Annotated in this window: 18 protein-coding genes and 1 pseudogene; 4 read left to right on the top strand and 15 right to left on the bottom strand. The window is 44.5% G+C overall.

Annotated elements, in window-relative coordinates:
* Positions 1-129: 129 nt before the first annotated feature.
* The 12 genes from E5S67_RS07010 to E5S67_RS33965 form a co-directional block, all read right to left on the bottom strand.
* Positions 130-825 carry a CsgG/HfaB family protein gene (locus E5S67_RS07010; protein ID WP_172186351.1) on the bottom strand — a complete coding sequence of 232 codons (696 nt, stop codon included), beginning with the start codon at positions 823-825 and terminating at the stop codon, positions 130-132.
* 296 nt (positions 826-1,121) lie between these two features.
* Complete coding sequence (locus E5S67_RS07005) at positions 1,122-1,487, bottom strand: DUF1823 family protein (protein ID WP_172186350.1); 366 nt, start codon at positions 1,485-1,487, stop codon at positions 1,122-1,124.
* 150 nt (positions 1,488-1,637) lie between these two features.
* A complete protein-coding gene (gene gap, locus E5S67_RS07000; RefSeq protein WP_172186382.1) occupies positions 1,638-2,669 on the bottom strand; it encodes a type I glyceraldehyde-3-phosphate dehydrogenase in 1,032 nt (343 codons plus the stop codon).
* A gap of 463 nt (positions 2,670-3,132) precedes the next feature.
* Positions 3,133-3,441, bottom strand: coding sequence for a P-II family nitrogen regulator (locus tag E5S67_RS06995; protein ID WP_172186349.1), 309 nt, complete (start codon positions 3,439-3,441; stop codon positions 3,133-3,135).
* A 4-nt stretch (positions 3,442-3,445) separates the two neighbouring features.
* On the bottom strand, positions 3,446-4,417 hold the full coding sequence (locus E5S67_RS06990; protein WP_172186348.1) for a sodium-dependent bicarbonate transport family permease: 972 nt from the start codon (positions 4,415-4,417) through the stop codon (positions 3,446-3,448).
* 203 nt (positions 4,418-4,620) lie between these two features.
* Entirely contained in the window at positions 4,621-5,355 is a 735-nt protein-coding gene (locus tag E5S67_RS06985) for a glutathione peroxidase (protein WP_172186347.1), read from the bottom strand.
* 158 nt (positions 5,356-5,513) lie between these two features.
* Positions 5,514-6,155 (bottom strand): Uma2 family endonuclease, encoded by a 642-nt coding sequence (locus tag E5S67_RS06980; RefSeq protein WP_172186346.1) that lies wholly within the window; start codon positions 6,153-6,155, stop codon positions 5,514-5,516.
* A 42-nt stretch (positions 6,156-6,197) separates the two neighbouring features.
* Positions 6,198-8,060 carry a tetratricopeptide repeat-containing sulfotransferase family protein gene (locus E5S67_RS06975; protein WP_172186345.1) on the bottom strand — a complete coding sequence of 621 codons (1,863 nt, stop codon included), beginning with the start codon at positions 8,058-8,060 and terminating at the stop codon, positions 6,198-6,200.
* The gene (locus E5S67_RS06970) at positions 8,053-12,144 is read right to left on the bottom strand and encodes a tetratricopeptide repeat protein (protein ID WP_172186344.1); all 4,092 of its coding nucleotides are present in this window, start codon (positions 12,142-12,144) and stop codon (positions 8,053-8,055) included. Before E5S67_RS06970 ends, E5S67_RS06975 begins: the two co-directional genes overlap by 8 nt.
* Positions 12,145-12,168: 24 nt before the next feature.
* A complete protein-coding gene (locus tag E5S67_RS06965) occupies positions 12,169-15,000 on the bottom strand; it encodes a tetratricopeptide repeat protein (protein ID WP_172186343.1) in 2,832 nt (943 codons plus the stop codon).
* 539 nt (positions 15,001-15,539) lie between these two features.
* Positions 15,540-16,397: a calcium-binding protein gene (locus tag E5S67_RS06960; RefSeq protein ID WP_172186342.1), complete on the bottom strand. Its 858-nt coding sequence runs from the start codon at positions 16,395-16,397 to the stop codon at positions 15,540-15,542.
* Between the two features lie 529 nt (positions 16,398-16,926).
* Positions 16,927-17,061, bottom strand: coding sequence for a hypothetical protein (locus E5S67_RS33965; protein ID WP_281363523.1), 135 nt, complete (start codon positions 17,059-17,061; stop codon positions 16,927-16,929).
* A 687-nt stretch (positions 17,062-17,748) separates the two neighbouring features.
* Here E5S67_RS33965 and E5S67_RS06955 point away from each other — a divergent pair.
* Positions 17,749-18,419: pseudogene (locus E5S67_RS06955) on the top strand (IS1 family transposase); the annotation flags it as partial.
* A gap of 504 nt (positions 18,420-18,923) precedes the next feature.
* Here E5S67_RS06955 and E5S67_RS06950 read toward each other — a convergent pair.
* Positions 18,924-19,112, bottom strand: coding sequence for a hypothetical protein (locus tag E5S67_RS06950; RefSeq protein ID WP_172186341.1), 189 nt, complete (start codon positions 19,110-19,112; stop codon positions 18,924-18,926).
* Positions 19,113-20,752: 1,640 nt separating this feature from the next.
* On the opposite strand from E5S67_RS06950, the gene E5S67_RS06945 reads away from it, so the two are divergent.
* Together E5S67_RS06945 and E5S67_RS06940 are read left to right on the top strand one after the other, a co-directional pair.
* A complete protein-coding gene (locus E5S67_RS06945; protein WP_172186340.1) occupies positions 20,753-20,950 on the top strand; it encodes a hypothetical protein in 198 nt (65 codons plus the stop codon).
* Positions 20,951-21,688: 738 nt separating this feature from the next.
* Entirely contained in the window at positions 21,689-21,889 is a 201-nt protein-coding gene (locus tag E5S67_RS06940) for a hypothetical protein (protein WP_172186381.1), read from the top strand.
* A gap of 146 nt (positions 21,890-22,035) precedes the next feature.
* Here the strand turns inward: E5S67_RS06940 and E5S67_RS06935 are convergent, their stop codons facing one another.
* Positions 22,036-22,785, bottom strand: coding sequence for a pentapeptide repeat-containing protein (locus tag E5S67_RS06935; protein WP_172186339.1), 750 nt, complete (start codon positions 22,783-22,785; stop codon positions 22,036-22,038).
* Between the two features lie 54 nt (positions 22,786-22,839).
* On the opposite strand from E5S67_RS06935, the gene E5S67_RS06930 reads away from it, so the two are divergent.
* The gene (locus E5S67_RS06930) at positions 22,840-23,352 is read left to right on the top strand and encodes a phosphoribosyltransferase (RefSeq protein WP_172186338.1); all 513 of its coding nucleotides are present in this window, start codon (positions 22,840-22,842) and stop codon (positions 23,350-23,352) included.
* A gap of 230 nt (positions 23,353-23,582) precedes the next feature.
* Here E5S67_RS06930 and dxr read toward each other — a convergent pair whose 3' ends face one another.
* Positions 23,583-24,773: a 1-deoxy-D-xylulose-5-phosphate reductoisomerase gene (gene dxr / locus E5S67_RS06925; RefSeq protein WP_172186337.1), complete on the bottom strand. Its 1,191-nt coding sequence runs from the start codon at positions 24,771-24,773 to the stop codon at positions 23,583-23,585.
* Positions 24,774-24,889 lie beyond the last annotated feature (116 nt).

Raw genomic sequence — 24,889 nt, 5'->3', positions numbered from 1 at the left:
ATACGCTCGATCGCGACAACGCTCAACCGGGTTTCTTTGGGTAGCGTGCGATGGCGAACTGATAATCTTAGATTTGAGATTGGGAATTATTAAATTCTCAATCTCAAATCTAAAAAGGTTTCAAAATTTCTAACCTAATTTCTTAGATACTTCTGCAAGTTTAGTCACCATCTGAGATACGGCTTTGTCAACGGCCGCGCTCAAAAGTGAGTCTTCATTGCTGCTGCCAGAATTGCTGCTGATACCTCGGACAGAAATATTAGAATCGCTTTGATCGGATTCTCCTACTGCTTTGGCGGTAGCAAGAATATCTCCTGAAGCTGTACCAATTAACCGCACGTCTATTTGAACGGTAGCTTTGGTTTTTTGCGACCCGCCGCCGATTCCCATGAAACTGCCGCCGCCGGATTGTTTGTCGATATTAAACTTGGTAATGGTGCCGATGAGTACGGCGTCAACTCCTAACTCCTTGCCAATTTCTGCTGCTGTGCCGGCATCCATCGCACCGCTGCGATTTTGCTGTTTGAGCACTTGTTCGAGTTTGCTACGATCGACTACTGTATAAGTGCCATTGTTGACAAGTTCGTTGATTAGCAGTTCGCTGATGCCTTTAGCGGCCCCGACTCCCCTGTAGGAAGTGTAATAGCTGTTGGTGGTGCCGTAGTCGAAGTCCATGACGACGAGGCGTTTTTTGGCAGTAGCTTGGGCGAGTTGGGTTGCGGGTTGGGTGGTGGCTGGCGTGGCGGTCGCGTTGACTGAAACGCCGGCTAGCATTAGGGTAGCGAGGGAAATGCTGGTTAAGCGAGATATTGTGCTTGTTTTCATAAAGGTTTCCTCACAGTGGTTTTGTGCCGACTCTAGGATACTTTACGGAACAGCCCGATGTCAGGGTTGGCGGTGAGGATGTTGGAATTGGCGATCGGATTTTAGTGTTTTTTGACTTTCAAAAGGCTTAATTTTTGTTAATTAACCGCAGAGGACGCAAAGGAGACAGAGAAAGAAAGGAAGAGTTTAATAAAGGTTTCAATCCTTAATAGGGATTTAGGGGTTTTCCTGCCAAAAAATCTAATATCTTTGTACTGTAACGCGGGCAACAATCGCACAGCAATCCCAAATACCTCCTAAGCCCCAGCTTCCATAAAACCCATCAACCAATTAGCCATTGTCGCCCTGCGAGTTTGTCTCGGCCCGAATTCCCCAATTTTATAGCCCTTAAACCCCAATTTTTCCTTCAGCAACTGCTTGTTTTCTGGAGGGATCGATCGAGTCAATTTCACGGTCGCAGGCCTAGAATCGATAAAATCCGGCGGTTCCGGGTATTCTTGGCGCCACTCGGTAGCAACATCAGCACTGTTCCACTTACCAGTCTCCGCATCGCAGCGGTAGCCCAGATACTGCCAAACTAGCTGATTGACGGCAGCATCGTCGATTTCTTCGTTGAGGATAGCCCAAATAGTTTCGTTATTCAGCGGTGGTAATTCAGACATGAGCGCGATCGAATCGGAAACACAAAAAGTTTAACTCACATTAGGTAATATTCTCAGGAACAGGCTTTCGGGCCCGTTCCACAAAAATTCATAGGAATTTGTTTGTGGGGTGGGAAGGCGAGCCCGCCCAAAATGCCACCCCACAAAAAATCAATTATTCAAAATTCCGTCCTTCTCCGCCATCGACAGCATCAAGTCAATCACGCGGCAAGAATAACCCCACTCGTTGTCGTACCAAGAAACGACTTTGAAAAACTTAGAATTCAGTTCAATTCCCGCACCTGCATCGAAAATGCTCGATCGCTCGTCGCCCTTAAAATCTGTAGAAACCACCGCATCTTCAGTATATCCGAGAATGCCTTTGAGTTCGCCCTCCGAGGCTTTTTTCATGGCTTCACAAATTTCTTTGTAGCTAGTTTCCTTCCCCGTTTTAAAAGTAAGGTCAACTACAGACACGTCGGGAGTTGGCACGCGCAAAGCCATTCCCGTCAATTTTCCTTTCAATTCCGGCAACACCAAAGTAACAGCTTTTGCTGCACCAGTGGAAGATGGAATAATATTTTGAGCCGCACCGCGTCCTCCCCGCCAATCTTTTTGGCTGGGGCCGTCTACAGTTGGTTGAGTAGATGTCATTGCGTGAACTGTAGTCATTAAACCTTCTTCCAAGCCGAAGTTATCGTCGATCACTTTGGCAATTGGTGCTAAACAATTTGTTGTACAGCTAGCATTGGAAACAACAGTATCTTTTGCCTGGTCAAATTTGTGGTGGTTGACGCCTACTAGATATGTTGGTACTTTTTCAGGATCTTTTGTCGGTGCTGAAAGTATTACTCGTTTTGCTCCCGCAGTCAAGTGTTTTGATGCGCCTTCAAAATCTGTAAACAATCCGGTAGATTCTACAACATAATCTGCGCCGGATTTACCCCAAGGCAATTCGGCAGGATTTCTAATTGCTGTGCAGGGGATAAATAGTCCGTCAACGACAATCCCGTCGGGTTTGCTTTCAACTTCGCCGTCGTAAATGCCGTGGGTGGAGTCGTATTTGAAAAGATAAGCCAGGTTTTCTGGCGAAACTAAGTCGTTAATGCCGACAAATTCGATGTTGGGGTTTTTGATGCCGGCACGCATGACTAGCCGTCCTATGCGACCAAATCCGTTGATGCCAACTTTTAATGCAGCCATGTTTAAACTCCTCTTGAAAATCTCGCTAGTCGATCGGGCGATCGCCTGTTGTGGCTTAGAATTTACCACGCTAACGGATTTTTTTAACTGATTCTTTTCTATCTCTTAAGAATTCTGAATTCGGGGGTGGCGAAGGGTAATTAACCCTGAAATTACCGCTGGCTAATGGTTAATGGCTGATGATTGTAAACTTGTAAAAGTGCTATAACAGACAGAAATTATTTTCAAAATAGCTTTTTTTAAATCATGCTAAAGTAATAACAAAAAACTTATAAAAAAACCAAAATGGATTGGTATTCTCACCAGTGGCGGGTTTCGGGACCCGAAGCCTAGGATTAAAGTCACAGATACGCACAAGGACACAGCAATGCCGTGTCCCTACACCTATGGCGTACAATCTATATGTCGCTCTAGTTTTCCAAATTGGTATAATCACCAATCACTAATGACTAAGGACTAATGACTACCCGACGCACCTAGTAATTAGCAATTCCACCGCATCTGAAATAAAACACGACCCACCAAATTTATTGAGCACGGGTCTAATGTTTTCTGCAACTGCTGATATTTGAGCGGGAGAACAAAAAGCAACCACATAAACGTTATCCAGCGCCGTCATCGATGAATTGCGGGAAACGTGATCCCTGGTGCTTTTTCCGGCCACATCACGAATCACCGAATAACCGGGTACGCCAGCTTTGTCTAAACCGTCTAAAATCTTGCCGAGTTCCACCGAGTGGGCTATGATTTCTATCCTTTTGACTGGCTCCATTATCTCACCTCCAAAACATATTGATTCCGTATAGATACAGGGGAATGCCTACAATGATATTAAAAGGAAAGGTCACTGCTAAGGCCGTTGAAATGTAAAGACTTGGATTCGCTTCGGGAACAGTTAGGCGCATGGCTGCTGGTACTGCTATATAAGAAGCACTCGCGCACAAGACGGCAAACAGCAAAGTGTCTCCCTGTGGCATTCCGATTAATTTCGCTATTACCAAAGCAATTACGGCGTTGACTATCGGAATTAGGATTGCAAAGCCGATCAGAAAAATTCCTGCTTCTTGCAAATCTTTAATTCTGCTGGCTGCAACCAGCCCCATGTCTAGCAAGAAAAAAGTCAAAACTCCGTAAAACAAGTCTTGAGTAAACGGACTCATAACTTGCCAACCGTGTTCTCCTGTCATTATGCCCATAATTAGGCTGCCAATCAGCAGAAAAACTGAACTGTTTAGGAATGCTTCTTGCAACACTTCTGGCCAAACTATTTCGCGTTTTCCTTCTTCCCCGCCGAATACACTCACGAGGATTAGCCCGACTATAATTGCCGGGGATTCCATTAATGCTAGCGCGGCTACCATGTAACCGTCAAAGTCGATCCCCTGTGCTGTGAGGAAGGAGGTTGCGGTAATAAATGTGACGGCGCTGATGGAACCGTAGGTGGCTGCGATCGCCGCGGCATTGTATGAGTCGAGTTTGATCCTCAGTATGAAAAAAGTATAAATTGGTACTAGCATTGACATCAGCATCGCTGCAAAAATTGTCAGGGCAACTTGCTGGTCAATTCCGCTTTTGGACAGTTCGACGCCGCCTTTAAATCCGATCGCAAACAGCAGGTACAGCGAAAACAGTTTGGGGATGGGCGCTGGAATTTCTAAATCAGATTTGAGAAAAATTGCCAGCATTCCCATGAAAAAAGCTAATATGGGTGGATTTAAGATATTTGACGCGACTAAACTCAAATCCACGATCGTTCACTCCCATTTTTTGCGTTTTTAATATTACTTCCCCAGTAATTGTGGCACGAGAAGGGAGCGATAGAGCGATCGAACTTTTGAAGCGAAAGCTCGATGGGGCTAAATACCGCCAAATAGGGCAAAGACGCACACTGCACACCCTACAACGAGTAAGGCGTGCACTTAGCACCCGCAGGTTAAGTATTTGTGTTTAACTAAGCAACAGCTAAATAAGACTCTAGGTCTTCGGAACCACCGATCAACTTGCCGTCGATAAATACTTGCGGCACAGTTGTAGCCCCAGTCATAGCCCGGAGCGATCGAGTTGTGATCTCCCGGCCCAAGACTATTTCTTCATAATCGAAGCCATTTTTACTCAGCAGTGCCTTAGCCTTAGCGCAGAAGGGACAGCCCAGTTTTGTAAACAGCGAAACGACCTTCGGCTTGGCTGCTGCGGAGTTGATGTAGTTGAGCATCGTCTCGGCATCGGACACTTTGAAAGGGTCTCCTGGTTCATCAGGCTCAATAAACATTTTTTCAACCAAGCCATCTTTTACCAGCATCGAATAACGCCAAGACCGCTTGCCAAAGCCTAAGTCTGTTTTGTCTACCAGCATTCCCATGCCTTCGGTAAATTCGCCGTTACCGTCGGGAATTAACGTCACATTGTCTGATTCTTGGTCTTTTGCCCACTCGTTCATCACAAAGGTGTCGTTGACGGAAATACAAACTATTTCATCTACGCCATTTTCTTGGAAAACTTTGGCACATTCGTTGTAACCGGGGAGGTGCGTTGACGAACAAGTGGGCGTAAAAGCCCCAGGCAGCGAGAAGACGACTACGGTTTTACCTGCAAATATATCATCGGTGGTGACATCGACCCACTCGTTGTCTTTGCGAGTGCGAAAGGTGACTTTGGGTACTCTTTGACCTTCTTGGTTCGTCAGCATGATTTTAAATTCTTAGGTACTTAGGTTCAATTGCTTACTTTAGCGTACTCATAACGAGTACGACTTGTCAAGAGGAGGCGGGTCTTTTCCTCGGACTTGGGCGCGCGCGAGCTCAGTTCATTGTCTTTGCGACAGCTAGCAGATTTAAAACTTGCTGTTTAAGTAGGTCGGCAATTCTGTCTCCATTCCTTGGCTGCTGCTAACGGGTGAGGATTTTTTACACATTCTCTCAACATATCGATATCAATTCCCGGTAGCAATTCGCTTTGTGTGATTAATTCATAACCGCAGTTGGACACGAATTCAACCGGAATTTCTTCTCGCAAATGGTAGATAGAAAATTGGTCATTTCGCCAGAACCAAACCTCTCGCACATTCAACCTTCTATACAGTTCTAGTTTATTGATGCTGCCACTGGTAACAATCACTTCAATTACCAAATCGGGAAATTCTTTATCTGTGCCAATACAGTAAGCTTCATCCGGTTCCGTACCGCCACTTTTTTCCTCTTGTCGCAGGGTTGTAGACCCAAAAGGAAAATATTCGATTTCAGATTCTACAAAGTAAATTTCTAGCAGATTTCCAATGCCAGTTTTGCGACTTTCATGGCGGCGAGAAGGCGACATAATTTCCAAAACTCCATCTAAATAAGTAACTCGATATCCCGCTGTATCTCCAATCCGATTCAGCAGTGTCTCGTATTGTTCCCAGTTGGCGCTATCGGTAATGTAGCGATCTTCAGGATCTTGGCGTTGGAGTGCTTGTTCCTTAAGTAGCGTATCTAGCTCGCTCGTCAGCATCGGTATTACCTCCTTAGAAGTTGTTCTAATCTTAGCTCAACTTTATTCCCAATCAAACTGCCTCCCCAAATATTCCTCTAATTCCTGATTGTAAGGTCGAAAATAATCCCTCAACCAATCGCGAACCGATTGATTGACCGGCTGGTAAGAACCGGGATTAGCATTTTGGTATTCAGACAATTGATATTCCGGCAAATCTAAGAATTCTAAAACTTGCTTGAGTGTTGTCGCCGCACCTGCATAAAAATCTTCGCTTTTCAAAATTAACAACTGTTCTCGGGGAAAGAAAGCTCGCCATTTTTTTATAAATTCTATGTACCTACCGCGAGCTAAATAATTCCCGGGTTCCTCGCCGATGATGTATTCTGGATTTTGACTCAACCGTTCAATTTCATCGCTAATTACTCGATCGAGCGATCGCGCTTCCCAGTTTAAGCCAGTCAAGCGGTAAAATTGAGAAATCGCCCGATCGACCGGATTTCGCAACAGCACAACGAGTTTAGCCTCTGGAAACGCGCTGTAGAGACGTTCCGGTGCTTCCCGAGAGTCAAAATAGCTTGGACTTGCTTCGCCAGTTACAAATTGCTCTCCCGGAGGCATGGGCGGAAAATGAGCCAAATACCAATCAATCCCTCTGTCAAAGTGCCACGAGAAAAAATCCATCTCCTTTTTAATGGGAGTCAAAATTTGCGGGTGTTGGGCTAAATAAGTATATAGAGAAGTCGTCCCGCACCGCTGAGAACCAATAATAATAAAATTAGGAACTTTGACTGGTTTTAAGTTCCAACTTTGTGGAACAGGCATCTTGCCTGTATCTGCTTGTGGAACAGGCATCTTGCCTGTTCTCTTACTGATAAGAGATGCAAAACTTTGTTTGTAACTGACAGTTCGATAAAAATCAATCGCCTCGGCAATTTTACCTTGCCTGGTCAAAGCTTCCCCCAAATTTAGATAAGGCCAAAAAGCCTCCGGTTTAGCTGCAACAACTTCGCGGCACAAGTTCTCAACTTCATCTAGCTTGTTTTGCCTAACAAAAACTTCCCACAAATTGTAATAAAACCACCAAGGAAGATCGGGATTTATTTTTATTGCTTGGCAAAATGCCTCCGCCGCTTCCTCCCAATATTTTTGGTGGCTCAAAACGGCACCTAAATTGTAATAAGACCAGCAATCATCTGGTTTTTGGGCGACAGTTGCGCGAGATGAGGCTAATGCGCGATCCTCTTCGAGGGCTTCGCTAACGCACTTTTCTTGCTGCTGCAACAACTCTTCTAATTCTGCTGACTGTGCTGCACAACTCGGCATAGTTGTCAATAGCAATTTATAAATAATAATTGCGCTTTTTGGGCGATCGTACTGTGCTAAATTCTTTCCTAGCTGCCAATAAAATTCCCGATTTTCCGGTGTAATTTGCAATTTAAATTGTTCTAGCACCAACTTCAAATCAGACTCTGTTTGTCCGACAGCATATCCCAACTTGTCGTAAATTCCTGGCAAATCTCCGTCAATTTCAACAGCTTTTAAATAAGTGGCGATAGCTTCGTCCCACTGTTTTAGTTTAGTTAAAGCGTCGCCTAAATTGCAAAAAGACCAAGCAAAATCCGAGTTGAGTGCAATCTCGCAGCGGTAAGCAGCAGCAGCTTCTTCCCATCGCCGAAGTTTCAGCAAAGCATCGCCCAGATTGTGATAAGACCACGAAAAATCGGGATTTAACTCAACAGCTTTTTTGTAAGCCGCGACAGCTTCCTCCCATTTTTCAAGTTTCAGCAAAACATCGCCCAAACTGTGATAAGACCAAGAAAAATTAGGATTTAATTCAATAGCTTTTTTGTACGCAGCAACAGCATCATCAAACCGACCGCTTTCTTGCAGGGAATTACCCAAATCGTGGTAGTCATTATCCATGCAAAACTCCTGCAATAGTCATTAATTTTTCCAGCGAGTTCAAATCCAACCGCATATCTTTATGTAAAGGTTTGGTCGGAGTTTCATCATCAACCAAATCACCAATTAAATAGTAATGTTCCAAACCGCATAAATTGCTAATCATCCAATAACAATACGGAACGTAAAGCGGAGAAAAAATCTCAATTACCTTAGTTCCTAGACTGCAAAAAACTAGATTAGTCAATCCTCCTCCGTGAGGTGCGACAACTACTTTAGCAGCAGCCAAACACGATGCTTGTTCCGCTATCGACATCGTTTCCAGCTTGACAATGCGGAACCCCAATTTTTCTAAGTATTTAATTACCTCTTCATCGTTGACAATTCGTCGATAGGATGCTTGTTGGCGACTGATATAAATTCGCTCTGAATAGTCTGTGTTTAGTGGCTGTTGCTCATTTAAAAATGTCTTTCTGAGATATTCACACTTCCATTTAGAAACTGCCCCCGATCCGTTATAAGATATTGACGGAACTATTAATTTATCGGTTGTAACGTGTAAACTGCAGCGACTTTCTAAAAGTTTATCTTGAGGAATTCCTAAAGTCTCTAAAGTTTCTGCTTGATAGGAAGAATCCCTGGCATTGACAATAAACTTATCTATAGTTTCTATCAATCCGCTCCGCTGTAAAAGGTCAAATCGCGTAATCACATCAAACATCCAATGAAAATAAGCGGCTCCACCCCAGCGAGCAGATAAAAAAGCCACATTTCCATCGACGTGTTCAGCGGGAGGCAATTTGTCGGAAGTGATTACCAATTCAGCACAACCCATTGAAATATCAGTAACAAGTTTATTTTCTGAAGTAATAACGGCCGTAGTCACAACATCTGCCCAAGCTCGTCCCTTTGGCAATACGGCAACAAAAGCTTTTCTTGAATGACTTTGATGTTCCCAAAATCTGCTGTTGCTGTCGATTGTTTTGGAATACGATAAATTGATGTGACTCGCAGGATGGATGTCAATGCAGGTGAGGTTAGGATTGGATTCTGCTGTAACGGTCAAATCTTCTGTAAACCCACAGTATTTTTTGAGAACACTTAAGGGTAATATTTGATTGCTGTATTCTCCGCGATCGCTCTCATCGACTTCTCCTTGTTGTTCCAGAGCATAACCTATGTTATCGTAAGCTTCAAACAAATCGGGTTGAATTTGCAATGCTTGAACTAAATTAGTGATTGCCGGTTCCCACTGGTGTTTGGCAATTAAACTCAAACCCAATCCTTCGTAACACCAACAGGATTTTGGATCGAGATTGATGCCTTGCTCATAAATTGCGATCGCCCTTTCCAATTCCCCTTGATTCCGCAGTGCATCGCCCAACTTTTTATACAGCCAACTATGCTCAGGTTCTAGCTCAATAGCACGACCAAAAGCCACTGCTGCTTCGGGCCAATTTTCTTGTGATTCCAGAACTTCTCCCAAACTATTGTACAGCCAACAATCATCTGAATTTAATTCAATAGCTTTGCGGCAAGCCGCCGCCGCGTCCTCCCAATTTTCCAGTGCAACCAAAGCCTTACCTAATCTATCGTAAGACCAACAAAAATCGGGATTTAGTTCAACTAACTTGCGGTAAGCAACAGCAGCTTCCTCCCACTCAGAAAGCTCCATCAGCACATCGCCTAAATTGTTGTAAGTCCAACAAAAATCGGGATTTAACTCAATAGCTTTGCGGTAAGCAGCAGCGGCTTCGCCCTGTTCCTCAATCGCCTGCAAAGTTTCCCCCAAAAAGTAGTAAGCCCAACTAAAATTAGGGTTTAGTGCGATCGCCTTTTGGTAAGCGGCCCGAGCTTCCTCAAACAGTTCTTTCTCTTGCAGAGTTTTACCCAACTTGTGGTGAGTTAAGTAGTTGCCAGACTTAATTTTAATAGCTGTTTGATAGCGGGCGCTCGCCTCATCCAAATAACCCGCATTTGCCGCAATATCCCCCAACTTTTCCCAACCCAGAGACAACAGAGTTTTCTCTTCGCCCAAACTTTGATTGCCGATTTTTTTGACAATCAGTTGATAGCCTTTGTGTACTACTTCTAACTGACTTCCAAACATCTCCAAAAAAACATCTATCCCAATTTTAGTATCTTGCTCCGGGCTGTCGGGAAACGTAAACTCGTAATCATCAAAAATCATCAGCCCCCCAACTTTCACCAACCTCCAAGATAAAATCGCATCTTGCAGAGCACTGGTGGGTTTGTGACAGCCGTCAACGTAAGCAACATCGTAATATTCCGAAGTCAAATTTACTAACAAATCTTGAGAGTAACCTTCTAATTCAATTACCCGATCGGCGGCTCCAGTTTTAACAATATTGCCCTTAAAATGTTGTTGAAAGAACAAATCAATACAAGTAATCTTTGCCGTCTGATGAGTTAAAATATTATCCAGCAGCCAGCAAGCCGACATTCCCTGAAAACTGCCGATTTCCACTACTTGAAATTCCGCAATTCCAGTAAATTCCTGCAAATGCCGTTGCCAAATAGGAATATTGTGTGTAAACCAATCTTGGGTAAATTGATAATCTTTCGCCGCACACTCAGCCCAACCCCTCAATTCGGCCGCTTTTTGGTGGCAAATAATTGCTTCTTCTAATTCCCCTAATTGCGGTAAAATATTTCCTAAATCGTTGTAAGGCTTAGAATTGCTCGGATCGATTTCAATTTGGTGGCGGTAAGTGGCAATTTGTGCGTATAACTCCTGTTGTTTCGCCCGAACATCATTGAGTTGGGCGACAACTTCCGCAGCATTCGGTTCAATTTGCAGTGCCATGCTATAAAATACGATCGCACCTTCCAACTGCTTCTGTTTCGCTAAACTATTCCCTAAATTTATATAAAACTCCGCTCCATCTAACTCAATTCCCAGCAAGTTGTGGTAATTTTTCCCGCTTGCAAGTACCTCAATAGCTTGACAATAAGTTTCGATTGTGCTGTCTAAACCGGATTCGCTTCGCTTCCGCAAAACATATCCCAACCGCTGATTGATTCCCGTCAAATTCGGCTCGATCTGAACCGCGTGCAGGTAAGCGCTAACAGCTTCATCCCAGGCTTTTTCGCAGGTTAAGGCAATTCCCAAATTGCAATAAAACCAAGGAATATTTGAATTTATTTCAATAGCTTTACGGTAGCAACTAATAGCTTCAGACCACAGTTTTTTGTGAGCCAAAGCGTCCCCTAAACAATTGTATGCCCAGTAGGAATTATCATTAATGTCAAGAGTTTGACGGTAACATTGAATTGCTGCATCAAACTCGCGCTTTTGCATCAAAACATTGCCCAAACCAAGGTAAGCACGAGCGTAGTTGGGATTGATTTCGAGGCTTTTGTTGTAACAGGCGATCGCCCGATCTAATTCACCTCGCTCCGCCCAAGTTTTACCCAAACAGTGGTAAGATTCAAAAGAATTTGGATTGATCGCAATGGCTTGTCGGTAATTGGCGATCGCCTCATCCGACCGTTTCTCCCGGACCAGCATTTCCCCCAAATTGTGATAAGCTGTTGCCAGCTTCGGGTTTAACTTAATTGCCCGCGAATAACATTCAATAGCGCGATCGAACTTTCCCAATTCAACAAAACTATTTCCCAGAGTGACGTGCTCGTCAGCAGTTGCCCAATTCGGCTCGATATTAAAAGCTTGATACCAACAGTCTGCCGCCTCTTCTGGCTTCTCCAACTGCGTCCAAATTCTCGCCAAGTGCCGATAAACAGCAGCAAAATTCGGCGCTAGCGAAATCGCTTTTTCACAATTGGCGATCGCCTTTTCCCACTGTTTATCCTGAGAATACAAACTGCCTAGATTAGCGTAAACTTCCGGCAAATTTGGATTGCGATCGATCGCCCTTTCATACCACTGCTTAGCTTGCTCGATTTCACCTCGAACCTGCATCACCTTTCCCAGCGTCTGGCAAGCTGTCGCCAAATTCGGTTCAATATTCAACGCTGACTCGCAAGCAGCAACTGCCTCATTCAACTTTCCTTCGGCTAAATAAACTTCTGCTTGCCGACTTAAATCAACCGCTGCTTTTTCCATCTTCTCAATCGAGGGCATAATTAAACTTACTCCAGACGCCAACTAACCCAAACGCACCACTTCAACCATCCTTTTCAGCGAACTCAAGTTCACCAAAATATCCTCAGTCAGCGAATTCTGATACATCAACTGTCTAATAGGATAGCATTCAAAAGCCTCGCCCGCTAAAAAGTAATGTTCCAACTGCAAATATTGACTGCTTCCCCAATAATAATGGCTGATATAGTGAGGCGACACCAACTCAATTACTTTAGTTCCCTGGCGGCAAAAAATCGTATTTGTCAAGCCGCTGCCGTGGGCAGCAACTATCACCTCAGCGTGGTAAAAATGAGCAATTTGCTCTGCCAAAGACATCGACTCCGGCAAAATAGAAACAAAGCCAAATTGCTCCAAAACCTCCACCACATCTTCCTCGTTCAAAACTCGCCGATATCTCGCTTTGCTGCGGCTGATATAAATGCGTTTTGGATAGCTGGAACTAGGTATAATTCCCTTGAGAAACTCGCGCCTCAAAAAATCCATCGCCCACCCAGAAGGCCAGCCCAAATATCCCGCAAAAGACGGCACAATTAACTCTGTTGCTTGAATGTGAGGCAAGCGATCGCTCTCCAAGACTTTCTCTTCAGGAATGCCCAGAATTCTTAGACTTTCCCGCTGAAATTGGTGCTGACAACTATTCACCAAAAACCAATCAATTTCCGCCAAATCCCTACCGCTGAGCCGCAGCAATTCTATCCTCGGCAAAACATCAACCATCCAGTGAAAATAGACATTTCCCGACAAACCAGAAAGCACAGCCACGCTACCGTCAATTTTCTTTAAACCGGGAAATGATTCTAACTGAAAAACGCTGTGTTTTCTAACATCATGCTTTTCACATCCCGGCAAAAACCCCGGATAATCTCTCGACACATCAGCCAATAAATAATTGTCAGGAGTAATTACAGCGATCGCCTTGCAAATCATCCAATAATTTTCCTGCGGAACAATCCAAACTCGCCCCTTGGGAATCTGTGCCACAAAAGTCTTTGGCGACTCCACAGGTAGCGGTTGCAAGTTCGACAAACGGCAAACTCCCCAACCCAAATGCACCGGATCGAACCACTTAGAAATCCTCTGCAAACACAGCCCGCAAGTTAAACCTGTACAATCGGCATTTGCCAATTGCGAATTTGTTAGCGAAAATTGGGAATTCTGAATATTTTCGGCACAGGCTTCTGGTGCAGATTCCCAAACTATTTCCACATAATTGCCCGCATCCAACTTAGCATTAACCAGCCAATCCCAACTCGATAAATAAATAGCGTGAGGAGGTTCTATAGAATGGCGATCGGGCGATATAAAACTATTTTTACTCCACTCTTTCTGATCCCCATACCCGTGCAATTGCAACTCTAAAACCTTTTGATAATAATCGATTGCCCGTTCCCAGCGCCCCTGTTTTTCCAGCAGCTTTGCCAGCTCAAAATAAACCTGCGGTAAAGCAGGTTGAATCGTCAACGCCATGCGGTAAACTGCAATTGCTGCACTGAACCGCTGTTGCTGGGCTAAGGAATTTCCCACCCGCCAGTAAATCTCTGCATTTTGTGGCTGAATTTGCAAAGCTTTTTGATAATAAGCGGTGGCCGATTCGTGCCCGCCGTACTCTGTTAAAGCATTTCCCAAATGCAAGTAAATTTCTGCTAAATTATCGCAGATTTCAGCAACAGGCAATTCGCGATCTGCACTTGACAAATATCTAGCCGCAGCATCTTTTTTCTTTACTTTTAAATCCCTTAAATCTGTGACATCCGTGACATCCGTGACATCCGTAACATCCGTTATACAATCCGTTGCCGAACTTCCCATCAATGCTGTGAGAAATCGATCGCACGCAGCGATCGCCCTTGAGAATTCATCATCTTCTACAGCAGCAACTCTGCGCCTGTCTCCCAAACGGCAGTAAGCCTCAACAAAATCTGGCTTCAGAGCGATCGCCCGCTTAAAATAAGGCATGGCGTCAGCGATTTTGCCCAAAACCATCAAAGAAAACCCGGCGTCTGTATAGCCCGAAATATGTTCGGGATTCAGCTCGATCGCGCGATCGAAACAAGCAACCGCCGCCGAATGTTCTCCCTGTATTTGCCACGCTTTCCCCAGATTGTAGTGAGCCAAAACCATGTCCGGCTGCAACTCAATAGCTGTGAGGTAAGATGCGATAGCCCGCTCGGGATTTTTGTCCAGCAACGCTTGACCAAAATTATTGTGCAGCGTCGCCCAATCTGGCTTAATCTCGATCGCCCGTTGGTAAACCTCGATCGCCTCAGCAGCGCGATCGTCCTTCAGCAGAATCGCACCCAAATTGCTGTAAGCTTCTACGTAATCCGGCTTCAGAGCAATCACCTGTCGGTAAGTATCAATTGCCGCTTCGAGCTGATTATTTTCATCTAAAACCACAGCCAGATTGTAGAAAGCAAGTAGATAATTGGGGTTAAGAGCGATCGCCTTTCGGTAACAGTCGATCGCCTCTAACAAATTACCCTGATTGTGAAAAACATTTCCCAAGTTATAATGAACTTCCGGCCAGTCTGGTTTCAAATCCAGAGCTTGCCGGTAGTGAAAAACCGCCTCATCCAGCCACCAATACTCGCTGTAAAGTTGACCCAAATAAGCATGAGCCAGAAAAAACTGCGGCGAAATCTCCAAAGCTCGCACAAAAGCGTCTCTTGCCGCCGTCGGATCGCCTTGAGCTTCCAGAATTTCGCCTAAAGTGGTGTAAGCCGAGGGCGAAAACGGTTGAAGTTCGATCGCCCTTTTGCAAAACTCGATCGCCTCAGTTAACTTCCCCCTGTTCAAATAAACTTGGGCTTGCCGGATATATTCTTGAGTGTTCATTGATCGCCAGCAGTTGCGGTTACTTTACCGCTTCAGTAAAACTTAGAAATTATGATTTAAAAACTTTGTATTTATATTTTGCCCGAGCGGACGATCGATTAATTTCACTAATAAATCGTTAAAATTTTTACGCTTGACGTTAAAGTTGACACCAATCCCCGAGTTTTACTTCCTACTTTCTTTTGCTTCGGAGACTCAAGCCTCATAAACACCGTTTCTACGAGATACGACACTTTTGCTGGCAAATGAATTACAAAAAACTGGTTTGTTTGGCTCCGAGGCTGTGCCAAGAGCGCCTGCCCTCCGGGTTTCTGAGGTGTACCTCATTAATTTGGAATCTGCTGTATCTTAACTTTCCTAGGGAAGTATTTACCAAGAAACCGGGTTTCTGACTCCGCGTGGCTAAGTCCTGTCTCTACATTAAAGCTTTCAACTTCGCTCCGCAGCAGGCAGAATGAAGTTGAAAGCTTCCAAGACTTTCAGTAGTGTGAGAACAGCCCCAGATTTTATCTGGTGCTGCCCCACAACTGCCACTTGTTTTAGAACAACTCGAAGCTGTTCGAGGTAATTGTCAGACCAGTCTGCAACTGAGCAACAGTTAGCACTCCGTTGCTGCCGTTGAAGTACAACGCACCGCTTGTTGGGTCGTAGACCAACTTGTTCGTCGTGCCTGCTCCTGGGCTGGCTGCGTTGAAACCAGAAACGACTACAAACTCGGTGGCATCGAAGCTGCTGCCCAAACCAGAGAACACACCGCCCTGCTTCAAGCGGATCTTATCTTCGCCTGGGGTAAAGTCAGTGATCGTGTCTACGCCATAATCGCCCCCGCTGGAGAAGAAGTAGAACGTATCGCTGCCAGCACCGCCCGTCAGGACATCACTTCCTCTGTCGCCAGTGATAAAGTCATTGCCAGAGCCACCATCGACAGTATCGTTGTCTTTACCGCCGAACAGGCTGTCGTTGCCGTCGCCGCCGCCGACAACATCGTTGCCTTGGCCGCCATAGACTGTATCGCTCCCAGAGCCGCCGAGTACGGTGTCGTTGCCTCTGTCGCCAGAAACCAGGTCATTGCCATCACCGCCGTCTACGAGGTCATCACCTTTACCGGCAAAGATCACGTCATCGCCGGTGCCACCAGCTACCACATCGGCGCCGCTGCCTGAAAGGATGGTATCGTTGCCGTCGCCGCCGCCGACAGTGTCATTGCCGCCGCCGGTAATAATCAGGTCGTTGCCACCGCCACCAGCGACCACATCGTTGGCCCCAAAAGTCAGGATGATATCGCCTTGGGCGGTGCCGTTTAACCTGTTACTCTCCTGGGTGCCGATAATGTTAGCGCCACCGCCCGGTCCCGGGTTTGAAGATACTGGTGTTGTTGGATTAGTTACCTGTGTCATTTACACTCCTCCTAAATGATGAACCATTTTTATACAATACACTTTTCTCTGCTATACAAAACCTGGCTAAGCTTATTTAAGCTCCACCATTCAACTAGAAGTAGTTTCTAGAGGGTCTGCTTCCTGCTTCTACCAAGGGAGTCGGCTCCTACTTGTCCACAGGCGTAAATTCGGGTGGAGCAGCACCCTATTTTTTAAATGAGTACAACTATTTTTTTTGAAGCTTTTAGCCAATGAAACCGGAAATTGGTTGAGACCCTAATTGACCCGGCTGCCATAAGTTGTCATGTAATTTAAATTGTCCGTAAGGAGGTCGGGATCGCAAGTTGAATCCTGTATTCCTTGAGCAGCAAATATCGGTTGTTTCCTGCTTTGGACTCTCGACTCCACTACTCCCTCCCTCCTCTAGCACCAAAATATTTCAGCTAAACGTTTGTGAGTGTACCATACTGAGCTTCGATGTGGCTAGTGATTATTTAAAACAATAGCCAGGAAATACACATAAACCATTGTTAATCGGAGTAGGCTCTCAAGATTGAGAAATCACACCGGGCTCTTGGCAATGTCGATCGCCGGGAAGTTCGATCGCCCGCAATCGGGCTGCTGGAACTGAGTTGCGACTTTTCAGTACACTGTAGTTGACCAGACTTTTGATTTTCGCCAATAGTTCCCCAGAAATCAAAATTTTTTAGCTAGCTTTCAAAGCAAGCCCGCGCACGCTGGAGGCCGCATTCAATCAAAAGTGCGTCCCAACACAACCCCCGACGGACTCTTGAGGCTCATCACCTTGATTTTTCCACCGAAATCCCTCGCACTCAACCCAGGATTTTGGCTAAAAAACCCGGTTTTTCAACCCAAATAGGTCATTACAGCCATGAGCCGCATCCATCCCGACAATCTGACAATGCAGCGCTTGTGTTGGGAAGTTGAGATGAACGGTACGCCGGTAGAGTGGTGACGGTACTGTCAGTCGATTTTAAATTTGAGATTTGAGATTTGAGATTTACTCCACAGATGAATCTGGGAGGTTGAACAAAGATCTAAAATTTTGGGCTGCTGGCGACTCCTGTCGGAAACTGGTATCCGTTTTTGGGCGGGGTCAAAGCTGAGAAGAAACTGCTGCGCATCTTGTAACAGTTTATAAACAGAATGCAACTGCCGGTCAGCTCTAAACTCCGTCATCAATCCTTCCCCATCTCAAACCTCAAATCTCAAATCTCAAATGGTATTAATTGTCTCTTAGTTCGGGACACAGTGTCAAACAGAAAAATATGCGGCGCTGCATATATTCATAACGATCTTTAAAAATAGGAAGTGGCAGAATAAAGGCAAAGTTGTTCAAACTTAAAAAATGCAATGCCCCAAATGCAACGGTGAAGATGTAGTTAAAAATGGACATCGATACGAAAAAGAGTGCTATCGATGTAAGCAATGCAATCGCCAGTTTGTCGAAACCTATAGTGAGCGTGGATATTCCGAGGATGCCAAACAAATTTGCTCCTCTCATGTACTGTAATGGCATGGGGCGCGAGACTAATTTAGCGTTGTACTGGTATCAGCCACAATAGTGTCATCAACTGGGTCAAAGAAACAGGGAAACCATTACCTGAAACTGAGGCATTTGAAACCATACCAGAAGTAGGAGAAATCGACGAACTCCAGACATTTGTTGGCTCAAAAAAAACAAGCTCCTTGTATCTACAGCAGTAAATCACTTTGCTGAGGGCATTCTTGCTTGGACGTTAGGGGATAGCAGCAGTGACACTTTTGTGGCTTTGTGGAGGATGAGTAAAAATTGGTCTTGCTATTTCTGGGTCACTGAGGGCTATTGTGTTTACGCAAAATATATCAACTCTGAAGACCATATTGTTTGCAAGACTTATATGACAAGGGTGGAAGGAGACAACACGAGATTAAGACATTATCTGGCGCGGGTTACATCGCAAGACCTTATGTTATTCCAAGTCTCAAGAGATGTTGCAACTTTCAATTAGTTTGTTGCTTTTTTATCTAAAACACCAGCCTCAAAAATATTTCCCTGTTTTTCCTCGATCATTATCAATATATGCAACGCCGTTATGCGTTGGCGCAATTGTAGTTATGGATAATTTACCTGTTCATGATTTCTAAGCCGTCGAAAGTTTGATTCAATCTGTCGGAGTTCAAGTGAAATGCTTATATCCCTACTCGCCGAATTTATGTTCCATCGAGTTGTGTTGGTAAAAAATCAAAGTAATTCTCGGTTCTTAAGCAGCTCAAACTTCAAATCTTCTTGATGAAGCGATTACTAAAGCTCTTAAGGCTATTACTGATGAAAATGCTTTGAACTGTTTTCATGACTGTGGTCTATTTTTAGAGCCAAATAGATAGATAGTTGATTCTTGTAGTATCTTTGATAGCAAATAGCTGTAAGTAAAAATATTAACTTATCACAAAATATTTTATTGCTAGTTGTTAACTTCGAGTCGCTAATTAACAATTAGCGATTTCTAGGAAATTTGGTTCGGCATTCATAGAAAAGCTCTACTATTTATTCCGATGGTGTGCTTCTAGTTGCGCGGTTGAGGCGTTGGAATTGCTCTGGCTGTCGTACCTGTATATGTGAGCGTCGCTCTCGAACATATAATTGATGGAAGTAGCTGCATAGTAGCTCAGCGCTAGCAGCGACACTAGATTAAGAATTCTATAAATTGGTTTCTCAGACACTTCGTTCATTTTTACTCCTACTTTTTATGCAAATAGCGAATGTGGATACAGTGACGGCACTTTTTTTTGAGAAGTTCCCAAACCCAAAAATCCAGCACCTCTAAAAATTCCGCTTGCTCGCGTTATACATTCGTCATGCCCGATCGCCCAAAATAAATCGTAGTTGAGATTTGAAACAATTGTTGTGGCCTATTTCATATTGCAGTCTCTGCCTTTAATTGTCTATCTAACTGCGGTAAGAGTTAGGCAATTAAGGCGCAAACGAACTCTACAATTTGCTTGTGAGAGCTGCTACACTTTTAAAAAATAGAGCTGTCAAAGGTTACAGGGCAAGGCGTCTAGCTTTTTTTCAGGCTAAGTAAGGATTTTACCAAATTCGATTAATGATGCGCAGTGACCGGAAGTAATAAAAATTCTTAAGTTGGTCAGCAGAAGGAAAAAATATGTCTTAAGTTATAGTTTTGCCAACAACAGGCCGTGTTACGTTGCAGATTAATTTTGAGCTTGGTTGAGGTGGCAGATAATCTTTGAGTAAAAAAATGTTGCGGTCGCTGTCCGACTATTTGGGTCTGACAATTTTGACTCAGCGACACCCTTAAATCACGATGTTACAGAAGAAAAGTAGGCGTCAGTCGATTTGATACTTTGCCGTGAGACGTTAGGCCAGAGAGCAGTGGAGTCGCGCTCAGTCGAACGATTTGAGATTTGAGATTTACTCCACAGATGAATCTGGGAGCTTTAACAAGAGTCGAAAATTTTGGTCGGCTGGCGACTACTCTGGAAAACTTGTATCCGTTTTTGGGCGGGAGCGAAAAGCAGAAGGCAGAATTTGGAGCGGTAAAAAAATACTGTTTTAGGATTCAGGATTTTTATTTGATTCTACCTTATAACTGCATTTTTTTTACCATCAAACAAGATGATTTACTCGCTGCGAGGAGCGATGCAAGCCGGATCGTTTAGGACGAGATAACCGACTTTGTTTAAGCCAGTTACTTCCACAATTTATTATAATTCTTGATCGCATTGAGCTGTTTTTACAACAGACTTTTTGCTGGTAATTTGCAAAAGGGATAGGGGCAGAACAACAGGCCAAAACAGAGGACCGAATATTAATGCTATCCAAGAGATCACGTCTTTTTTAGATGTCGCAGTATCATTCCAAAAACTTTTGAACCAAACAATAAAAACGATTAAGGCAATCGAAAAGTAGCTAATCATTATCATTTTTTTACTTGCCTGCCTAGAGATGGGATAGAAGTATTTATAAATATTGTATCTCAGGGTGTGGCTCGCCGATCGCAACTTTATGCCCTGTGGTGCAAGCTGCAAGTGTCTAAAACCCAAAGTTTCACAGTTCTCCGAGTCCAGAGCCTGGGATGTAGAGGGGACGCACTCCCGCTGTGCAGCGGCGCTGGGGGCTAAAAGTCTTGCGATCAGGAGTTTTCGAGGTTTAGTCAAACCTTGAGGCTACCACCGCAATGACAGGTTATGCGATCGAGGTCTTTGGTTCTCTGTGATTTAACTCACGTATACTCGCAGACTTCGGTCACAAATGGAGCTAAGAACGATCGCACAGCTTAGCCGACTGCTATCACCCTACTCTTTTCTCAAATCCTCGATACTACAATAGTCGAGTTCAACGATATTTCATGCAAGCTCTGACTTTAAAATCCGATCGGGCGATCGCTGAACTGTTCTATCAAGTCACCCGTTCAGGGAATCTGACTCGAACTCAAAGCCACGGACTGCCTGCACTCTGCGAAAGCTCTCTCAGCGAAGATGCCCGAGATGCAGTCAACCGCCTGCTTCACGCCATCCGCCGCGGATGGGTCAGGATTTCCGATTAGTCCTCTCACACAAGAAGTTGAGATCAGTATTTCTACTTTCTCTCCTGTCAAGCTTTGCCAACAATAAGATTTTCGTGAGCAGGTCGCTGCATTAACCCTCTCCAAAAAAAGTTGTACTGCGATCGAAAAGCTCGAATCCGGTTTCTTGAAGAAGCCGGGATTTTTGATTTGAAGCAGCCAGTCGATTTTAGATTTTAGATTTTAGATTTTAGATTTTAGATTTTAGATTTTAGATTTTAGATTTTAGATTGACTTCACAGATGAATCTGGGAGCATGAACTAAAGCTTAAAATTTTGGGCCGGTGGCCGCTCCTGTCGGAAACTTGTATCGGTTTTTTGGCGGGTTGTTAAGTATATCTACGGAACAAAGAGCACACCAAGAAACTAAGTAAATGTAGGTAAAAGCGGGTTTATAAACACCGTAAAAGTTTTACGTTGAATTAAGCCAAGCGATTTAGCTAGCAGCATTAGTAATTTATTAATAGATAAATATTAATAGGTTTGTCACAGTCTCTTGACAAAAAGTAGAGATTTCGGAGTTGCCAAAAGCGAGGACTCGGGACGGGGTTGGTATTTCAAGTTGCAGGGCGATCGAGGAAATATCCGATCCCCAAGTCCGGCTGACACAAATCACTCATCAAGAGCCAATCGATCACATTTACTCCTGTAGTTGAATCACATAAATATTGGGAAAACCAGTCAATACTGTCAAGAGTGAGTTCAAAAAACAAACACATGATGACAACCCAAACGCTTTTACCTCAATTTACTATTGCAGAGCTAGTTTTTCAGGTATATCACTCCGGTCTTCTGACTCCCACTCACCGACAACAGCTCAAGACAGCCCTGTTAAATGACTCTCTTACCGAAGAAGATCAAACAGCCATCAACCGCTTGCTCCACGCAGTTCGCCGCGGCTGGCTGAAAGTTGTAGATTAAACTCGGTTCTAAATTTTTTGCCACTACTCTTTAAATTCACTGTCACTTGAAGGCAGAATTAAATCCCTTAAAAAAATCAGGCATTAGCATAAATGTAGGGTGCGCCACAGGCACCCTGCTGTTTTAACTTCTATTTTCTCAGCTTATTAGTCAGAGATTGTGCCGTCAGGCATCATGGCCTCTCTCAGATTCGCTTCATCCAAATTTGTCCCGCGCAAAGAAGCTTGATGCAAGTTTGCTCCCCGGAGATTTGCTCCCTTAAGGGAAACTCCGCTCAAATCTGCTTGATGGAGATTTGCACAGCTCAAGTTAGCTCCGCTCAAATCGGCTCCCTTCAAATCAGCTTTTTCCAGATTTGCTTCCGTTAAATTTGCCCAACTCAGATTTGCTTGAGTTAGGTTAGCACGGCTGAGGTCAGCTTGTGTTAAGTTCGCATCGGTTAAATTTGCTTTGCTCAGGTTGATTCCGCAAAGCTTTACTGCTGTCAAGTTTGCACCTTGCAAGTTAGCGTTAACTGCATAAACTTGAATCAAAATTGCCCCCTGAAGGTTTGCATCTCTCATGTCTGCACCCCTGAGACTCGCTCCCGTTAAATCGGCCCCGCTGAAGACGACACTCCGCAAGATGGCTCCGCTCAAGTTCGCTCCCACCGCCTCGCATTCGCCAAAATTAGCGGACATGAGGTTGGCTTGAGAGAGGTTGGCTTGGCTGATATCTGCTTGATACAGATTAGCTCTGTAGAGGGTGAGGCCGATCGAATTTGCACCTTTTAAACTAGCGTGACTCAGGTCAATATCGCGCAAATTTGTCCTTGACATATGAACACCGCTCAAGTCTACTTTGTGAAACACCCGTTCTCCGGCTGCATACCGTCTGAGAAGTTCATCTGCATCCATGTCATTTTCCCCAAAATAATTAATAATACCTTTGATATTTCAATAATATTAGGAATGAGTGACCTTTACGTTTCTTGGTCTGAGTACCATCGGAAAATTGAGGATGTGGCTGTAAAAATTGAAGAATCTCAGTGGAAATTCGATCGAATTGTCTGTCTGGCGAGGGGAGGGCTGCGGGTTGGAGATACTCTGTCACGGATTTTTGACAAACCTCTGGCGATTTTAGCTGCCTCGTCCTATGGTGGGGTCGAAGGAAAAGTTCGGGGTGCGATCGAGTTTGCCCGCGAGTTGACAATGGTGGGCGATAATTTGGGCAGCCGCATTCTCCTGGTTGACGATTTGGCGGATTCGGGAATTAGTTTGAACCAAGGTATCGCTTGGCTCAAGAGTCGCTACGGCGAGGATATTCAGGAAATTCGGACTGCTGTACTCTGGTACAAGGCTTGTTCTGTTGCAAAGCCGGATTATTATGTAGATTATTTGGCTGACAATCCTTGGATTCACCAGCCTTTTGAACTGTACGAAAAGATGAGTGCGGCTGATTTTGTGGCGAAAGTTGGGAGTTAGTCTATAAAAAACTAAAGTCTGGTCAATTTTTTATAGTTTTCTGCCGATATTTTGCACTTTTTGGCATAGTCCGCCAGGGGTTAAAAACCCCTGTCTCATAGCTAAAGTCCTCTGAAAGAGGACTGGATATTTATCAAGGTTGGGCAGTCGGTTTGAACCGACTTTAGCTATGAGACGGGGAATTAATTCACTCCTAGGGCTTGTGGCTAAGTGCAAGTCTGCTGATACAATTAGCGAACCGAAAGAATACGATCGCCCAATTCCATACTATCTGCCAAAACTTCCTGCCGCGCCCACCTATCCGCAGCCAAAATATCGTCTAAACCAGGACTTTCACAGTTATCGGTTTGATGTTTGTCGCACGCCTTTTCAATCAACTTCGGAATATCTAAAAACTGAATCTTCTCCTCCAAAAATAGCGCGACCGCCTGTTCGTTTGCCGCATTCAGCACCGCAGGCATTGAACCGCCCGCACGTCCAGCCGCATAAGCCAACTGCATACAAGGATACTTTTCGTGGTCGGGTTCTCGGAAAGTTAAATCCCCAGCTTTTACCAAATCCAGCCGTTCCCAATCTGTATGAATTCGCTCCGGCCAAGACAAAGCGTAAAGCAGCGGCAAGCGCATATCCGGCAAGCCCAATTGCGCCAAAACAGAGGTATCTTGCAACTCAATTAACGAGTGAATTATGCTCTGGGGATGGATGACAATATCAATGTCGTCATAATCCATTCCGAACAAGTAATGAGCCTCAATTACTTCTAATCCTTTATTCATCAAAGTAGCAGAATCGATCGTGATTTTCTGCCCCATCGACCAATTCGGATGTTTCAAGGCATCGGCTACTGTTACTCCTGCTAATTTGTCGATCGGCAAATCTCGAAAAGAACCCCCCGAAGCCGTTAGAATAATTCGCCGCAACCCGCCAACCATAACACCTTGCAGGCACTGAAAAATTGCTGAATGTTCCGAGTCCGCCGGTAATATTTTAACGCCGTATTTTTCGATTAAGGGGTTGACAACGGGGCCCCCTGCGATTAATGTTTCTTTATTGGCTAAGGCGATATCTTTGCCTGCTTTGATAGCCGCAATTGTTGGCAGCAAACCGGCACAGCCAACTATGCCGGTGACGACGGCTTGAGCGTCGCCGTATTGGGCAACTTCGACAACGCCTGACTCGCCAGCAAGTAAAATAGGTTGAGGGTCGAGATCGGCGATCGCCTCCTTCAATTCCAGTAATTTATCTTCGTCGCAAACCGCGACAATCTCCGGTCTAAACTGGCGAATTTGCTGGGCCAGCAACGTTACATTTCGTCCGGCAGTTAACCCGACAATCCGAAATTTGTCGGGGTATTGAGCTACAATATCCAGAGTCTGAGTGCCGATGGAGCCTGTGGATCCGAGAAGAGTTATTGCTTTCACAATTTTTTAATGTTTTGTGGATTATTCTAATATTACGATTGCGGGGATAAAAATTAGTGGTTAACTATTGCGTGGAAAGCACATTCGATGGAATCATATTTTGAGTGACCGACAGC

Source organism: Microcoleus asticus IPMA8, from assembly GCF_013179805.1.
Lineage (GTDB): Bacteria > Cyanobacteriota > Cyanobacteriia > Cyanobacteriales > Microcoleaceae > Microcoleus > Microcoleus asticus.
Note: the sequence above shows the minus strand (reverse complement) of the source record. Positions and strands in the feature narration are given on the sequence as shown.

Bases quoted from the DNA above. Each gene is read 5' to 3' on its own strand.
- E5S67_RS06945 (WP_172186340.1), top strand. From the start codon at position 20,753: ATGCAAGCTCTGACTTTAAAATCCGATCGGGCGATCGCTGAACTGTTC.
- E5S67_RS06995 (WP_172186349.1), bottom strand. From the start codon at position 3,441: ATGGAGCCAGTCAAAAGGATAGAAATCATAGCCCACTCGGTGGAACTC.
- E5S67_RS06950 (WP_172186341.1), bottom strand. From the start codon at position 19,112: ATGAACGAAGTGTCTGAGAAACCAATTTATAGAATTCTTAATCTAGTG.
- gap (WP_172186382.1), bottom strand. From the start codon at position 2,669: ATGGCTGCATTAAAAGTTGGCATCAACGGATTTGGTCGCATAGGACGG.
- E5S67_RS07010 (WP_172186351.1), bottom strand. From the start codon at position 825: ATGAAAACAAGCACAATATCTCGCTTAACCAGCATTTCCCTCGCTACC.
- E5S67_RS06960 (WP_172186342.1), bottom strand. From the start codon at position 16,397: ATGACACAGGTAACTAATCCAACAACACCAGTATCTTCAAACCCGGGA.
- E5S67_RS06985 (WP_172186347.1), bottom strand. From the start codon at position 5,355: ATGCTGACGAACCAAGAAGGTCAAAGAGTACCCAAAGTCACCTTTCGC.
- E5S67_RS06940 (WP_172186381.1), top strand. From the start codon at position 21,689: ATGACAACCCAAACGCTTTTACCTCAATTTACTATTGCAGAGCTAGTT.
- E5S67_RS06970 (WP_172186344.1), bottom strand. From the start codon at position 12,144: ATGCCCTCGATTGAGAAGATGGAAAAAGCAGCGGTTGATTTAAGTCGG.
- E5S67_RS06965 (WP_172186343.1), bottom strand. From the start codon at position 15,000: ATGAACACTCAAGAATATATCCGGCAAGCCCAAGTTTATTTGAACAGG.
- E5S67_RS06980 (WP_172186346.1), bottom strand. From the start codon at position 6,155: ATGCTGACGAGCGAGCTAGATACGCTACTTAAGGAACAAGCACTCCAA.
- E5S67_RS06975 (WP_172186345.1), bottom strand. From the start codon at position 8,060: ATGGATAATGACTACCACGATTTGGGTAATTCCCTGCAAGAAAGCGGT.
- E5S67_RS06935 (WP_172186339.1), bottom strand. From the start codon at position 22,785: ATGGATGCAGATGAACTTCTCAGACGGTATGCAGCCGGAGAACGGGTG.
- E5S67_RS06930 (WP_172186338.1), top strand. From the start codon at position 22,840: ATGAGTGACCTTTACGTTTCTTGGTCTGAGTACCATCGGAAAATTGAG.
- E5S67_RS07005 (WP_172186350.1), bottom strand. From the start codon at position 1,487: ATGTCTGAATTACCACCGCTGAATAACGAAACTATTTGGGCTATCCTC.